General features: G+C 65.8%; 11 protein-coding genes. 6 read left to right on the forward strand and 5 right to left on the reverse strand.

Going from position 1 to position 15,471, the window contains the following annotated elements; translation table 11 throughout:
• Positions 1 to 17: 17 nt before the first annotated feature.
• The 3 genes from CJU94_RS00840 to hemC are packed head-to-tail and all read right to left on the reverse strand — an operon-like array spanning position 18 to position 4,227.
• Entirely contained in the window at positions 18 to 1,208 is a 1,191-nt protein-coding gene (locus tag CJU94_RS00840) for a heme biosynthesis protein HemY (protein ID WP_095417150.1), read from the reverse strand.
• Positions 1,209 to 1,210: 2 nt separating this feature from the next.
• The gene (gene hemDX, locus CJU94_RS00845) at positions 1,211 to 3,229 is read right to left on the reverse strand and encodes a fused uroporphyrinogen-III synthase HemD/membrane protein HemX (protein ID WP_095417151.1); all 2,019 of its coding nucleotides are present in this window, start codon (positions 3,227 to 3,229) and stop codon (positions 1,211 to 1,213) included.
• Positions 3,229 to 4,227 (reverse strand): hydroxymethylbilane synthase, encoded by a 999-nt coding sequence (gene hemC, locus CJU94_RS00850; protein WP_091796279.1) that lies wholly within the window; start codon positions 4,225 to 4,227, stop codon positions 3,229 to 3,231. Before hemC ends, hemDX begins: the two co-directional genes overlap by 1 nt.
• Positions 4,228 to 4,629: 402 nt before the next feature.
• On the opposite strand from hemC, the gene ppc reads away from it, so the two are divergent.
• Entirely contained in the window at positions 4,630 to 7,857 is a 3,228-nt protein-coding gene (gene ppc / locus CJU94_RS00855; protein WP_095417152.1) for a phosphoenolpyruvate carboxylase, read from the forward strand.
• A gap of 119 nt (positions 7,858 to 7,976) precedes the next feature.
• Here ppc and CJU94_RS00860 read toward each other — a convergent pair whose 3' ends face one another.
• The gene (locus CJU94_RS00860; protein WP_095417153.1) at positions 7,977 to 8,729 is read right to left on the reverse strand and encodes a class I SAM-dependent methyltransferase; all 753 of its coding nucleotides are present in this window, start codon (positions 8,727 to 8,729) and stop codon (positions 7,977 to 7,979) included.
• 169 nt (positions 8,730 to 8,898) lie between these two features.
• Between CJU94_RS00860 and CJU94_RS00865 the strand changes: the two genes are divergently transcribed.
• The 5 genes from CJU94_RS00865 (at position 8,899) to CJU94_RS00885 (ending at position 14,591) form a co-directional block, all read left to right on the forward strand.
• Complete coding sequence (locus CJU94_RS00865) at positions 8,899 to 9,711, forward strand: helix-turn-helix transcriptional regulator (protein ID WP_095417154.1); 813 nt, start codon at positions 8,899 to 8,901, stop codon at positions 9,709 to 9,711.
• Between the two features lie 336 nt (positions 9,712 to 10,047).
• Complete coding sequence (argH, locus tag CJU94_RS00870; RefSeq protein WP_012432112.1) at positions 10,048 to 11,454, forward strand: argininosuccinate lyase; 1,407 nt, start codon at positions 10,048 to 10,050, stop codon at positions 11,452 to 11,454.
• A gap of 481 nt (positions 11,455 to 11,935) precedes the next feature.
• A complete protein-coding gene (locus CJU94_RS00875; RefSeq protein WP_244220978.1) occupies positions 11,936 to 12,388 on the forward strand; it encodes an energy transducer TonB family protein in 453 nt (150 codons plus the stop codon).
• A gap of 488 nt (positions 12,389 to 12,876) precedes the next feature.
• Entirely contained in the window at positions 12,877 to 14,184 is a 1,308-nt protein-coding gene (locus CJU94_RS00880; protein ID WP_095417156.1) for an MFS transporter, read from the forward strand.
• Between the two features lie 227 nt (positions 14,185 to 14,411).
• On the forward strand, positions 14,412 to 14,591 hold the full coding sequence (locus tag CJU94_RS00885; RefSeq protein ID WP_062126844.1) for a hypothetical protein: 180 nt from the start codon (positions 14,412 to 14,414) through the stop codon (positions 14,589 to 14,591).
• Between the two features lie 51 nt (positions 14,592 to 14,642).
• On the opposite strand, the gene CJU94_RS41310 is transcribed toward CJU94_RS00885, so the two are convergent.
• A complete protein-coding gene (locus CJU94_RS41310) occupies positions 14,643 to 14,780 on the reverse strand; it encodes a hypothetical protein (protein ID WP_167397505.1) in 138 nt (45 codons plus the stop codon).
• Positions 14,781 to 15,471: the final 691 nt, after the last annotated feature.

Genomic DNA, 15,471 nt, shown 5'->3' on the forward strand with positions numbered 1-15,471 from the left:
GCCGCCCCCAAAAACCCTCAAACAATATTCATCGCCAACGCACTCTCGCGATAATGCTGGCTCGCCTTCTCCGTATCGCCGAGCTGTTCATGCAAACGCGCCAACGCGCGATGCGAGCGAATCTTCAGCGTCTCGTTGTCCGCGAGTTTCAGCGCGCGTTCGAGGAACGATTGCGCCTTGCCCCACAGTTGCTGATGCAGGCACAAGCGGCCCAGCGCGAACATCAGGTCCGCATCTTCCGGACGATCCTTCTGCCACGCTTCGGCCTTCTGAATCAGCGGCAACGCGTCGCCGCCCGCCGTATCCGGATAGCGGCGCAGCAAACGCGCGTCCCAGTTTTGCGCCAGCGCTTCCTCGACGATCTTGCGCGCTTCCTGCGGACGGTTCAGCGCCACCAGCAACTCGGCGGCGAGATCCGCGAGCCGCGGCGAATGGCGTTCGGTGGCCGACAGCGAATTCCACAACTCCAGCAGCGCGTCGGCATTGTGGCGCCGGTCACGCAACAGGTTTTCCGCCGCGATCTGACGCAAGCGCACCGCCACGGCCGGATGAATCGCTTCGCGTTTTTCCAGCGTCTTGACGAGCTTGAGCACCTCGCCCCAGTTCTTCAACTGCTGTTGCGCGCGCAACGTGATCTGCTGCGCGTGAATCCGCCGCGCGCCCTGCGACTGCATTTCGGTCAGCGCGGTCAGCGCGCCGTCCGCGTCGCGGCCATCCGCGCGCATGTCGGCGGTGGCCATCAGGCGAGCGTCCTGCCAGTCGGCGTCCTTGATCTGCGCAAGCCATTCGTCGCGCCGCGCATATTCATGCATGCGGTGAGCGGCGGTGGCCGCGATCAAACCGGCCGCGCCCTTGTTGTCGCCATTCGCAAGCGCGTCTTTGGCCGCCTTTTCAGCGCGCGAAAAACGCCCGGCATACAGGTTGCCGATCGCATCACGCAGCGCGGCATGCGCTTTCGCGACACGCGAACGCGCGCGATACGCGGCCACGCGTTGCGGCATGCGCCAGATATTGCGGAAGATGCGCAGCAGCGCATACAGCAGGATGAACAGCACGACCAGTCCGACCACGAACAGATTCAACGACATGTCCACGCGGTACGGCGGATAGATCAGCAGCACCTGCCCCATATCGAAGCGTCCCACCACCGCCAGCACCACGGCAATGGCGAACAGCAATGCAAGCCATAGAAGTCCCCGGATCGCCATGATTAACCTCGGCTCCGGTATTGATTGACGGCCTGCAAACTGGTGCTCAGATTCGGCAGTTCAACCGCGGTCGCTCCCGCCTGCACCTGCTTGACGAGATCGCTCACGGTCTGGGTTTTCTTCGACGAATTGTCGAAGTAGCGCGTCAGCGCATTCTGCGCCGCGAGCAGGTCGGACTTCAGCGTGGTCTCGTTGCGCGAGAGCAAGGCAAGACGCGCCGACAGCAAGCGCAGCTTGAGATTCTCGCGCACGAAGTAGCCCTGATCGGGCGTGACCAGCATCGCGTCGGCATTGTCGATACGGCGCACCTGCACGAGGCTCGTCAACTGCTGGCCGATGCCGGTGCTCACCTCGCGCCACCACACCTTCCAGCGCGGCTCGCCGGTGGCCGCGGCCACCTTGGCCGTATCGGCCCACGTCGCGGCTTGCGGCGTGGCATGGGGGATCGGAGCTTCGCCGGAGAGCGGCAGGTCGTCCACATGGTCGATCGCGTTGTCGAGCTTGATGGCCAGACCCGTGAGGTCGGTGGACGGCGCGGCCTTCAGCTTGTCGATGTCCTGCGCGATCGCCTTGCGCACGGCGACCGCTTGCGGGCTGTCCGACGCGGCGAGGCGCGTGTCGGCGCTTTGCAGCGCGAACAGCGCGAGCTGCGTGTTGCCGGTGAGCTGCAACTGCTGGCTCGCGGCGGAGAGCATCTGGCCGACTTCGGCCAGCGTCCAGTCGTCGCGATTGCGCGCGAGATCCGCGTACTGTTGTTGCAGCGCCTGCTGCGCGCTTTGCGCATCGGCAAGCTTGCCTTCCAGTTGCGCGACCTGCGAGTCCGATTGATGCACGGTGGCGAGCGCCTGGTCCGTCTTGATGCGCAGCTCGTTGGTCTGCGTGTCGTTGGCCTGCTGGCGCTGCACGAGTTGCTGCTCGGTGCGCTCCACCTTGCGATTGAGCGCATAGCCGCCCACGCCCGCGGCACAAGCAATGATCACGACGACAAACCACAGCAGCGGTCCGCTCGCGCTAGAACGCTTTTGCGCTTCGTAGGGCGTGAAGGGTGGATTCGGCGGCAACGCAGTGGTCGCGGCAGGCTGGGGTGAAGCGTTCGTGGATGCGTTTGTTTCAGTCATGCGTGATTTAGCCGGTGAATGAGCCGGGTTGGACGGTACCGGTTGAACTACGGTCGGGACGGCGGCAAGCAGGGTGCGGACAATGCGCTCATCGCCCGCGCCGGACACCGTAATGCTATCAAAACCCAATGCCCGCGCGGTCTGCGCGATTCGCGGATGCGGCGTGACGAGCGTGGCGCGTTTGAGCTGCACGATTTCGTCGGCGGTGAGGTGGTCTTGCGCCAGTTCGTGCAGATTGCGCACGCCTTCGGAACTGGTGAGCAGCCACGCGTGCGGCACGCCCGCGAGCAGTTCGTGCACGCGCGCCCAGCCGCCGATCGACGGTTCCGGCACGAGGCGCCGATACGCCGCGACGGTCTCGACTTCGGCGCCGGCTTCACGCAGACGCTCGGCCAGCCACTCGCGGCCGCCGTCGCCGCGCACGATCAGCACGCGTTTGCCTTCCAGGTTCGTCGCGCCGAGCGCCATGTCGATCGCCGCGAAGAGGCCTTCGGAATCGAAGCGGGCGGCTTCTTCATCCGCGCCGGAGGGCGGACTGATCACGTTGTACGCCGGCGCGCTCACGCCGTGACGCGCCAGCGCCTGCACGCTACCAGGACCGACCACGCCGATCGGCAGCGCATGCGGCCAGATCGTATCGCTGTGAGCGAAGGCGTGATCGACGGCATTCGGCGACACGAACACGACGAGCGCATAGCGTTCGAGCGAACTCAGCGCCGCGCGCAATGGGGCGTCGTCCGTGACGGGCGCAACGTCGATCAATGGGAAGTCGAGCGTGGCGAGGCCGACTTCGGCGAGCCGTGCGATCAGTTCGCTCGACTGACCGGCCGGTCGTGTAATCACGACCGTGAACGCCGCCTTGTCGACGGCTGGGGATGCGTTGCCGGGAGTATCGGCCGCCATCACTCGCCGGTCACCGCGCTGTCCGCCGCAGCGGCGCCGCCGGCGGTGCCGAGTGCGCGAACGATGTCCATCGCGCCTTGCTGCGCGAGCGCGTCCGCGACTTCCTGGCCGAGCGCGAGCGCATGCTCGACGGTGGGCGCGGGCGCCGACGCGTGCGCGCTCAGCACGCGCTGGCCGTCCGGCGTCGCGACGATGCCGCGCAGATGCAGCGCGCCGTCGTGCCAGGTGGCATACGCGGCGAGCGGCACTTCGCAACTGCCGCCAAGCGCGCGCGAGACCATGCGCTCCGCTTCGACGGCAGCGGCCGTATGTTCGTGATGCAGCGGCGCGAGCCATGCCGCGAGGTCCGCACGGTCGGCGCGAATCTCGATGCCAAGCGCGCCCTGCCCCGCTGCGGGCAAGCTGTCTTCGGGATCGAGCAACGCGCGGATGCGCTCGCCCAGACCCAGACGCTTCAGACCGGCCGCCGCGAGAATGATCGCCGCGTAATCGCCGCGATCGAGTTTGGCGAGGCGCGTGTCCAGATTGCCGCGCAACGGCCGCACTTCGAGATGCGGATAGCGCATGCGCAGCATGGCTTCGCGGCGCAGGCTGGAGGTGCCGACCACGGCGCCTTCGGGCAACGCGGCAAGCGAGTCGTATGTATTGGAGACCAGCGCGTCGCGCGGATCTTCGCGCTCCATGATGGTGGACAACGCGAAGCCCTCGGGCAATGCCATCGGCACGTCCTTGAGCGAATGCACGGCGAGGTCGGCGCGGCCGTCGGCCAGCGCGGCTTCCAGTTCCTTGACGAAGAGGCCCTTACCACCCACCTTCGACAAAGTGCGATCGAGAATTTGATCGCCACGTGTTGTCATTCCGAGGATTTTTACGTCACAAGATGGATATAATTTGTGCAGCGCACATCGCACATGCTCCGCTTGCCACATGGCCAGGCGGCTCTCTCGCGACGCAATCACAAGCGTGTGGGGTGGCGTGGAAAACGTCTCGGTGTTCATTAGCTTGCTGATCGAATGACGGGATGTAATAACAATCAATGTTAGCACGCGCTCTCGCGTCTCAAGACGCGGCGGGGCGCCGTGCTGAAGCGGTATCGATGGAGGAGACGGGCTTCGCGCGGCGCGCGCCGGCCCAGACCCCGCCTGTTCAAGCACGGTCGTTCGCGCACCGTGCTCCGGCATGCGGGATGATGCAATGCGGCGCAACGTGCCGCAAGCGCTTCACATGCGCGTCGTGCAAACGCTCGGCAGCATGAAGGCGCGCAGTTCCTCTCAGGCGTATCGCCATCGGCGCAGACCGCTTCTTGCAATTCACTTGCTGTTCTCGTTGCAGTTCATAGTGCAGTTCCGCAGTAGCAGTTCATCACTCAACAGACCCTGGCTTCCCTGAGGAAACCCATCGTGACGTCTTCCGGATCGGCGCGCCCTGCCCGCCGCAACACTGCATCGCCCAACGCTCGAGCGGCCGACGCCGCCGCGGCGCCCACCGCCTCTGCTGCCGCCAGTCAGCCCGCAGCGGCCAAACGCGCCGGCAAAGCCGCGCAGGCTGCCAACGCCGCCAAAGCCGGCAAGCCCGCCAAAACGTCCACGCCCGTCAAGTCGGACAAGGCTGTGAAGGCTGTCAAAACGGATAAGACAGCGAACAAGACAACGCAGGCCGCATCGAAGGCCCCGGCGCAGAAATCGGCCAAGGCCGGCTCCACGAAGGTCAAGATCGTCGCCGCACCGAAGACCGATAAGGCCGAGAAAGCCGCGCAAGCGCCCACGCTGCAAGCCGCGGCGGAGCAAACCGCCGCGCCCGCGTCGAAAGGCAATGGCCGCACGCGCGAGGACAAGGACCATCCGCTGTTCCAGGACATCCGTTATCTGGGACGCCTGCTCGGCGACGTGCTGCGCGAGCAGGAAGGCGACGCGGTGTTCGACGTGGTCGAAACGATCCGTCAGACCGCCGTGCGCTTTCGCCGCGAAGACGACAGCGCCGCCGCGCAGACGCTCGACAAGAAGCTGCGCTCGCTGAGCCCCGAACAGACGGTCAGCGTGGTGCGCGCCTTCAGCTATTTCTCGCATCTCGCGAACATTGCCGAAGACCGCCACCGCAATCGCCGTCACCGGATTCACGAGCTGGCCGGTTCGACCTCGCAACCGGGCACGATTGCCCACTCGCTCGAGCGCCTCGTCGAAGCGGGCGCGGCCGCCACGCCGGTCCTGCAGCAGTTCTTCAACAACGCGCTGATCGTGCCGGTGCTCACCGCGCACCCGACCGAAGTGCAGCGCAAGAGCATTCTCGACGCGCAGCACGACGTCGCGCGCCTGCTCGCCGAACGCGATCAACAACTGACCGACCGCGAACGCGCGCACAACGAAGCGATGCTGCGCGCCCGCGTCACGTCGCTGTGGCAAACGCGCATGCTGCGCGATTCGCGCCTCACCGTGGCCGACGAAATCGAAAACGCGCTGTCGTATTACCGCGCCACCTTCCTCGAAGAAATCCCGGCGCTCTACGCCGATATCGAAGAAGCGCTCGCCGAGCACGGCCTCGAAGCGCGGCTGCCGCCGTTCTTCCAGATGGGCAGCTGGATCGGCGGCGACCGCGACGGCAATCCGAACGTCACGGCCGAAACGCTCGAAAACGCGATCACCCGCCAGGCCGCGGTGATCTTCGAGCACTACATGGAGCAGGTGCACAAGCTCGGCGCCGAGCTGTCGGTGTCGAATCTGCTGGCCGGCGCCAGCGACGCGTTGAAGGAACTCGCGGCCGCCTCGCCCGACCAGTCGCCGCATCGCACGGACGAGCCGTATCGCCGCGCGTTGATCGGCATGTACACGCGGCTTGCGGCAAGCGCGCGCGTGCGTCTGGGCGAAGGCAGCGTGCCGGTGCGCAGCGCGGGCCGTGGCGCGGCGCCGATTCGCGCCAAGCCCTACGCCGACTCCGCCGAATTCGTGCGCGACCTGCACGTGCTGATCGATTCGCTCGCCGAGCATCACGGTGCGCCGCTCGCCGCCCCGCGTCTGTCGCCGCTCGCGCGCGCCGCCGAAGTGTTCGGCTTCCATCTGGCGAGCATCGACCTGCGCCAGAGCTCCGACGTTCACGAGGCGGTGATCACCGAGCTGCTCCGGCGCGCGGGCGTCGAAGAAAACTATGCGGGGCTCGCCGAAGCGGACAAGCTCAACGTGCTGCTCTCGGAACTGGCGCAGCCGCGTCCGTTGCGTCTGCCGTACGCGGAGTACTCGGACCTCGTGAAGAGCGAACTCGGCGTGCTCGAAGAAGCGCGCGTCACGCGCGAAAAATTCGGCGCGCGCGCGGTGCGCAACTACATCATCTCGCACACGGAGACCGTGAGCGATCTGGTCGAAGTGATGTTGCTGCAAAAGGAAACCGGCCTGCTGCGCGGCTGCCTCGGCAATGCGAACGATCCGGCTCAAGCGGGTCTGATGGTGATCCCGCTGTTCGAGACGATCCCCGACTTGCGCAACGCGCCGCACATCATGCGCGATCTGATCGCGCTGCCGGGCGTCGATGCGCTGATCGAACACCAAGGCAACGAGCAGGAAGTGATGCTCGGCTATTCGGACAGCAACAAGGACGGCGGCTTCCTCACGTCGAACTGGGAGTTGTACCGCGCCGAACTCGCGCTGGTGTCGCTCTTCAACGAACGCGGCGTCACGCTGCGTTTGTTCCATGGCCGCGGAGGCACCGTCGGCCGTGGCGGCGGTCCGACCTATCAGGCAATTCTGTCGCAGCCGCCGGGCACTGTTGACGGTCAGATCCGTTTGACCGAGCAAGGCGAAGTGATCGCCAGCAAGTTCGGCAATCCGGAGATCGGCCGCCGCAATCTGGAGACGGTGGTCGCCGCGACGCTCGAAGCGTCGTTGCTGCCGCACGGCATCGCGCCGGCGCAACTGCCCGCGTTCGAAGAAACGATGCAGCAGTTGTCCGACACGGCGATGGCTTCGTATCGCGCGCTGGTGTATGAAACGCCCGGCTTCAAGGAGTACTTCTTCGAGTCGACGCCGATTGCGGAGATCGCCGAACTGAATATCGGCAGCCGTCCGGCTTCGCGCAAACTGCAGGATCCGAAGCAGCGCAAGATTGAAGATCTGCGCGCGATTCCGTGGGGTTTCTCGTGGGGCCAATGCCGTTTGCTGCTGACCGGCTGGTATGGATTCGGCAGCGCGGTGGCCGCGTATCTGGACGGCGCGCCGAGCGACGCCGAACGCACGCGCCGTCTCTCGCTGCTGCGGAAAATGCACAAGACGTGGCCGTTCTTCTCGACCTTGCTGTCGAACATGGACATGGTGCTGGCGAAGACCGACCTCGCGGTCGCCTCGCGCTACGCCGCGCTCGTCTCCGACAAGAAGCTGCGCAAGCACGTGTTCGAGCGGATCGTCGCAGAATGGGAGCGCACGTCGAAGGTGTTGTCGGAGATCACGGGCAAGAGCGAACGGCTGGCGGAGAACCCGCTGCTCGCGCGGTCAATCAAGAACCGCTTCCCGTATCTCGATCCGTTGAATCACTTGCAGGTCGAGTTGCTCAAGCGTCACCGCGGGGGCGACACCAACGCCCGCGTGCGGCGCGGGATTCATTTGAGCATCAACGGGATCGCGGCGGGCTTGCGTAATACGGGCTAAGCTCGCAGGCCGTTAAGGGCAGGCAACTGAGCGCACACATTGGGGCGCGCCTGGTTGACTGCCACATTGGGCTAACTGCAGAAGCCGGGCGCGACGAATAACGTCGCGCCCGGCTTTTTTCATTGCGCCTCGATCATCAGCGCGTCGAGCTTGAACGAGCCGTCTTCCTGCACATCGAAATAGTGACGCACTTCATCCGGCGCGGACGCCCACATCGAGCGAATCGCGACCACGCGCGGCTCCGGTGTGCGCATGCGCGCCACCCACGAGCTGAACTCGATATCGATGCGCCAACGTTCGCGAATCGATGCTTGAAGACCCGCCGCGGCGAATAACGCGAGCCATTCATCGGCACGGTAATCGCGGATATGCGAGGCATCGCGCAACAACTCGATCGCCTGAATATGCGTGTCGAGCAGCGGATGATCGCTGCCGGCGATATCGATGAACAGCACCTTGCCGCCCGGCTTCAGCACGCGACGCACTTCGGCGAGCGCGAGCGGCACATCGTGCCAGTGATGCGCGCTCATCCGGCTAATTACCCAATCGAACGAATGGTCGGCGAACGGCAGCACCTCGGCCGCGCCCTGTTGCGTGCGGATATTGTCGAGGCCGCGCTCCTTCGCGGCGCCCTCCACCGTCGCGAGCATTTGCGGCGCGATGTCGTACGCGACCACGGCCTTCGCGTGCGGTGCCGCCGCGAAACTCGCATGGCCCGCGCCGCAGCCCATGTCGAGCACCGTCGCATCCGGCGTCGCCGCGATCGCTTCGGCCAGCGTCCGCAGATCGGCGCCGGTCGCATGCGTTGGGCTCGTCAAATAGGCGGCGGCGGTCGAGCCGAAGGCGTCGGCGACCTGATCGTGATGCTTCATGGAAGGCTCCGGTTAGGGGTGTCGGGTAGCGCTGGCAGGCGTCGTGCCGTTCCAGCCGCTACATCGCTACAATAGAGCCCGCCGTGTACCAGTACAAGTTAAGCAATTATTCTGGTATCTCTATTACCTCCCTGCGCTTCGCCGACCCAACACCAACCGCCCGCTCAGCATGACCACGCCGTCTTCCGCCGACCACCCGCCACCGCTCGACGCCACTCCGGCCCGCGCGCTCGGCGACTTCATCCGCGCTCACCGCGAGCGGCTTTCGCCGCAAGCGGTCGGCCTGCCGCCCGGCCCGCGCCGCCGCACCCCCGGACTGCGGCGCGAGGAAGTCGCGCAACTGTGCGGCGTGAGCCCCACCTGGTACACGTGGATCGAACAGGGGCGCCCGGTTTCCGCGTCCGCCGAGGCGCTCGCGCGCATCGCGGTCGCCTTGCAACTGTCGCGCGCGGAGCGGGCCTATCTGTTCGAACTGGCCGCCCAGCGCGACCCGGCGGAGCCCGACCCGGCCGCCGCCGACGCGCCCGCCACCCTGCTGCAAACCGTGCAGCTCGTGAACGCGCCGGCCTACGTGCTCGACCGTCAGTGGAACGCGCTCGCGTGGAATGCGCGCGCCGCCGACCTGTTCGTGGGCTGGCTTGACGGCGCGCACGACCGCAATCTGCTGCGCTACACGTTCACCGAACCGGCCGCGCGCGAGCTGATCGTCGATTGGGAAACGCGCGCGCGGCGGCTCGCCGCTGAATTTCGCGCCGATTCGATCCGCCATCTGAACGACGCGCCCACGCGCGCGCTGATCGACTCGCTCACCGCCGCGAGCGACGCGTTCGCGCGCTTCTGGGCCTCGCAGGACGTGGGCGGCCGCGAAGGCGGACGGCGCGAGTTCAACCATCCGCGCGAAGGCCGCATCGTGTACGACCAGATCACGTTCAAGCCGGCGCATCGTGAGGATCTGAAGCTGGTGGTGCTGGTGCGCGAATAGGCGACGCACGCGTGGGTGGCGCGTCGCCAGCAAAAACCGCTGTTGCGCATGCCGTGGCCACGGCCAGCGGGCGCGCCGCGCAGCGACTCGGCAACACCTCACACGACCCGCCTTGGCCCGACCGCTCGAACCAGGCAGCGCCGCCTCACCCTCGCGCGCTCGAACCGCACTGGGCCGTTCGTGCCGACACCAGAGGGCGCACGTCGGCTTCAAGCCCGCCCGCCAGTGTTAAAATCCCAGTCTTTCTTCGCTTCGGCGGCTGCTTCGCACCGTACGTGCATGCGCGCCGTCAGCCTCCTCACCGCTCGCTCAACTGCCGCTTAACTGCCCAACACCATGACGTCCCAACTGCACAAAAAAGGCGAAGCCTGGTCGGCTCGCTTCTCGGAGCCGATGTCGGAGCTCGTCAAACGCTACACGTCGTCGGTTTTCTTCGACAAGCGTCTGGCGCTCGTCGATATCGAAGGGTCGCTCGCGCACGCCTCGATGCTGGCCGCGCAGAAGATCATCGCCGCCGACGACCTCGCCGCGATCCAACGCGGCATGGCGCAGATCAAGGGTGAAATCGAGCGAGGCGAGTTCGAGTGGCAACTCGATCTGGAAGACGTGCACCTGAATATCGAAGCACGCCTGACCGCGCTGATCGGCGACGCCGGCAAGCGTCTGCACACCGGCCGCTCGCGCAACGACCAGGTCGCGACGGATATCCGCCTGTGGCTGCGCGGCGAGATCGACCGGATCGGCGGCCTGCTGACCGAATTGCGCACGGCCCTGCTCGACATGGCGGAGAAGAACGCCTCGACCATCATGCCGGGCTTCACGCACCTGCAAGTGGCGCAGCCGGTCACGTTCGGCCACCACCTGCTCGCTTACGTCGAAATGTTTTCGCGCGACGCCGAGCGCATGATCGACTGCCGCAAGCGCGTGAACCGTCTGCCGCTCGGCGCGGCCGCGCTCGCCGGCACCAGCTATCCGATCGACCGTCACGCGGTGGCGAAGACGCTGGGCTTCGACGGCATCTGCGCGAACTCGCTGGACGCGGTGTCCGACCGCGACTTCGCGATCGAATTCACGGCGGCGTCGGCGCTCGTCATGACGCACGTCTCGCGCTTCTCCGAGGAACTCGTGCTGTGGATGAGCCCGCGCGTCGGCTTCATCGATCTGGCCGACCGCTTCTGCACCGGTTCGTCGATCATGCCGCAGAAGAAGAACCCGGACGTACCCGAACTCGCGCGCGGCAAGACCGGCCGCGTGAACGGCCATCTGATCGCGCTGCTCACGCTGATGAAAGGCCAGCCGCTCGCGTACAACAAAGACAACCAGGAAGACAAGGAGCCGCTGTTCGATACCGTGGATACGGTCGCGGACACGCTGCGCATCTTCGCTGAAATGGTCGCCGGTATTTCGGTGAAGCCGCAGGCCATGCGCGACGCCGCGCTGCAAGGCTTCTCGACGGCAACCGATCTGGCCGACTACCTGGTCAAGCGCGGCCTGCCGTTCCGCGACGCGCACGAAGCGGTGGCGCTCGCCGTGCGCGTGTGCGCGGATCGCGGCTGCGACCTGGCGGATTTGACGCTCGAAGAAATGCGCAAGGAGCTGCCGAACGTCGCGCATCTGATCGGCGAGGACGTGTTCTCGTATCTGACGCTGGAAGGCTCGGTGGCGAGCCGCAATCATCCGGGCGGCACGGCACCGGAGCAGGTGCTCGCCGCGGTGAAGGCGGCACGCGCAGCATTGAAGTAAAGCCGGCCCGCGGTGTGCGATGAGGCGCCGGCACGCGCTCATCGCTCACGGCCGGCTTGCGTGCGTCGTGGCCACGGCTTGCGGCTTGCGGCTTGCCAACAAGAAAGGCGAACTCGTTTCCGGGTTCGCCTTTTGTTTTTCGCGCCGTACCGGCTCGCCTGGAGCAGATCGCGCACACAAGAAAAAGCCCGCGCGAAGCGGGCTAAAAGAAAGACTTCCACCGATGCCTCTCGAAAGAGGCCAGCAAAGTGTAGGCGTGTTTTGGCCGCGCACCAATCCGCTCATATTTCAGCCTGTTACAGGGGCTAAGCCACAAACCGCGGGCGAACGCCAATTGCTTCCTGGCGGTTTTTGACTACCATCAAGTTAAGCCCTGCCCCATGTTTCTCCGACGACGATGCTCACCCGCACACGTCACCTTCGCCGCCTCACCGCACGCCGTGCTTCAAGCCTCGGCGTGTGGCCGGCTTCCCCGCGCGGCATGCTGTTCGCCGCAATGCTGGGCCTCGCGCTGGCCGGCTGCACCATCACGCCGCCGCCACGCCCGGTCGTCTCCACGCCCGCGGCCGCCATCAACAGCGCGACGCTCGACCAGTACCGCGATGCGGTGGCCAGACGCATCATCGAACGCAATCCGTCTTATGTGTTGCGCGGCACGCCGCAAGCCATGCTGCGCTCGCTGGTCGTGGTCTCGTTCACGGTGGATCGCAACGGGCACGTGGTGGAGTCGTCGGTATATCGCACCAATGGCGACGACGAAGCCGAGAGCACCGCGCTCGCCACCTTGCGGCGCGCCGCGCCGCTGCCGCAACCACCGGGCAAATTGTTGAACGGCCGCGGCCAGCTCGAACTCTTCGAAGACTGGCTGTTCAACGACGACGGCAAATTCCAGCTCCGCGAACTCGCTTCGCCGCAAGCGCAAACCATCGATTGAACGCGCCTGAACCGGCGCAACGCACACGGCCACACGGCAGCCGCCTTGCTGCGCCGCCGCCGCGCTCGCTATAATTTTCCGATTCCCTGCGCCGGAGCCTTCCGGCACGGCTCACGCCGCCCGCTCACCCGCCGGCGCGGCAAGAGCCCGATTGCAGCCGCCGCCCGCGCCATCCGCGAGCGCCGTCTGCTTGAGGCACGACGCGCGCTGGCCCTGATCCCACCTGGTCAGTGCCTCGCGCCGCACCGGCCGCCGCCGCTCGCTAACCGCCCGCATCCCGCCTGGTTATTCCCTTGGTGTGGCCGCATTCGCGGGCGAACTTCACCGGCTGCCGTTGTAAGCTGTCGCAGCGTCGCCCGCACCACCCGTGGCCGCCCACCGGCCGCGAGAGAAGCGAGGCGCGAACCCAAACAAAGATGCCGCCCCCACGCGCACCGCCGGCTCACTCACACGGCGCCTAGCGGCATCACGACATATGGAGACCCTGCATGTCCACTTCGCCGATTTCCGCGACCCAGCCCAATGCGGCCGGGCAGAACAAGAGTTCGCGGATCATCTTCGCGAGCTTTATCGGCACCGCGATCGAGTTCTACGATTTCTATGTCTATGCGACCGCCGCCGCGCTCGTCATCGGACCGGTGTTTTTCCCGCACGGCTCGGCGACCGCTCAGGCCTTGTCGGCCTTCGTCACGTTCGGCATCGCCTTCGTGGCGCGGCCGATCGGCTCGTTCCTGTTCGGCCACTTCGGCGACCGCATCGGCCGTAAGTCGACGCTGGTCGCGTCGCTGCTGGTAATGGGCGTGTCCACCACGCTGATCGGCTTCGTGCCGGGCTACGATTCGATCGGCAGCCTCGCGCCGATCCTGTTATGCATTTTGCGTTTCGGCCAGGGCATCGGCCTCGGCGGCGAATGGGGCGGCGCGGCGCTGCTCGCCACCGAGAACGCCCCGGCCGGCAAACGCGGCTGGTTCGGCATGTTCCCGCAGCTCGGGCCGTCGATCGGCTTTCTGGCGTCCAACGGCCTGTTCTTCGCGCTGGCGCTGTCCTTGAGCGACGAGCAATTCCGCAGCTGGGGCTGGCGCGTGCCGTTCCTCGTGAGCGCCGTGCTGGTCGCGCTGGGCTTGTACGTGCGGCTCAAAATCGCCGAGACGCCGGCGTTCCAGGCGGCGATCGAGCGTCAGGAACGCGTCAAGGTGCCGATCGCCACGCTGCTGTCGCAACACTGGGTGCCTACCCTGCTCGGCGCGCTCGCCATGGTGGTCTGCTACACGTTGTTCTACAACGCCACCACGTTCTCGCTGTCGTACGGCGTCTCCGTGCTGCATATTCCGCGGCCGACGTTCCTCGGCCTGCTGTGCATCGCCGTGGTGTTCATGGCGCTCGCCACGCCGCTGTCGGCCTGGGCGGCCGACCGTTATGGGCGCAAGCCGGTGCTGATCGTCGGCATCATCGCGGCGATCCTGTCGGGCTTCACGATGGCGCCGCTGCTCGGCAGCGGACAGACGCCGCTCGTGCTGCTGTTCCTCGTCATCGAGCTGTTCCTGATGGGTGTGACCTTCGCGCCGATGGGCGCGCTGCTGCCCGAACTGTTCCCGACCAACGTGCGTTATACCGGCGCGGGCGTCTCGTACAACCTCGGCGGGATTCTCGGCGCGTCCGTGGCGCCGTATATCGCCCAGATGCTCGCCGCGCGCGGCGGGCTGCCGTGGGTAGGCGCGTATGTGTCGATCGCGGCGGCCGTCAGTATGATCGGCGTGCTGTGCATGCGCGAAACGCGCGATACACAGCTGATGTAACGGGGCGCGGCGCTTCGGCGCCTGCTTTCCCTTGATGTTTCCCCCTCGATGTTTCCCCCTCGATGTGGCCGCGGCGTGCGATTCTCGCGCCGCGGCGGCATCGTCCGCCGCCCCCGCTTCACGCCCTCTGCTTGACGAGCATTCCTGAGTAAATCTCCTGCCTTGCGCGTCTTTTTGACATGCCTATACTCGACTCAAATAACCCTATGGCGTGCAGGGAGGCAGGGATGAACGTTCATCTTCACAACGCGGATATCGTGATGATCATTGCGCTGGCGCTGCTAGGTTCGCTGCTGCTTGCATTGCGCTTTCGTCCGGCGACATGGAAAGGCATCGTCGTGGAAGCGTTGGCGGCGAATGCCGCGGCCATCGCCGCAGTCGTCGCGTTCGAAATGCTGCTGGCCTGATACGCACGGATGCCGCGGCGCCATCCGGCGCGACGGCACCCGGCGGGAAACTTAGCGGTAGTAGTAGCCGCCGTGATGGTAGTAACCACCACCGCCGTAGTAATAGCCCGGCGCAGGTGCGACGATGCAGCCACCGAGCGCCGTTGCGAGCAGCGTGCCTGCGATCAGGCTCAAGACTAAACGTTTCATTTTTTTCTCCATCGAGTCAGATTCATTCGAGCCGAAACCCCCGAATGACTCGATTGAACACGACGGCGCCTCGCGCGAACGTTGCCATTTGTAAGGGAAGATCACCAAGGTGTTACATCATCGACACCTGCAACAGGCCGCGTCCGGGGCACGCTCGCGACGAATTCACGTCAGAAGAAAACACCGCCTATACTGCTTTGAACAGAATGCCCCGGCGGGTGCCTTGCTGGCGGCGCATACGCGGCGCGAGACGCCGATGCGAGGCGCCATGCATGCGAATGAACACGCGGCCACGACGCCTTGGCGCGACGCGGGACAGGCCCGGCCAGGCAGTCAGGCAATCAACGAAAAGCGACAGATTTAACAGGCGTGTAATGCGCAGCGCCCGCTGCAAGATGGGCTGCGGGGAGCCAAAGCGCGGCATGTGAGCGTGGTCACGCTCACACCTCGTGCCCTGCGGGCGAACCGGGTCAAGTCCGGCTGCGAAGCGCTCGCTTCAACACTGCGCGCGCAAAGGTTTTCACCGCGCAGTGCATGCCCGATCAAGTGGTTTGCAACGGTTCCTCTCCGCCCGCTGTTCCCCGACACGGGCGTTTTTCGGAGGCGTTACGAGGCGGCGCTCGTTGGCTCGAGCGGACTGCGCGTCACGCCTCTTTTCTTTTCAGGCAAACGATTGCGCAAGGAAGACCCA

Origin of the sequence: Paraburkholderia aromaticivorans (assembly GCF_002278075.1) — a bacterium.
GTDB classification, from domain to species: domain Bacteria; phylum Pseudomonadota; class Gammaproteobacteria; order Burkholderiales; family Burkholderiaceae; genus Paraburkholderia; species Paraburkholderia aromaticivorans.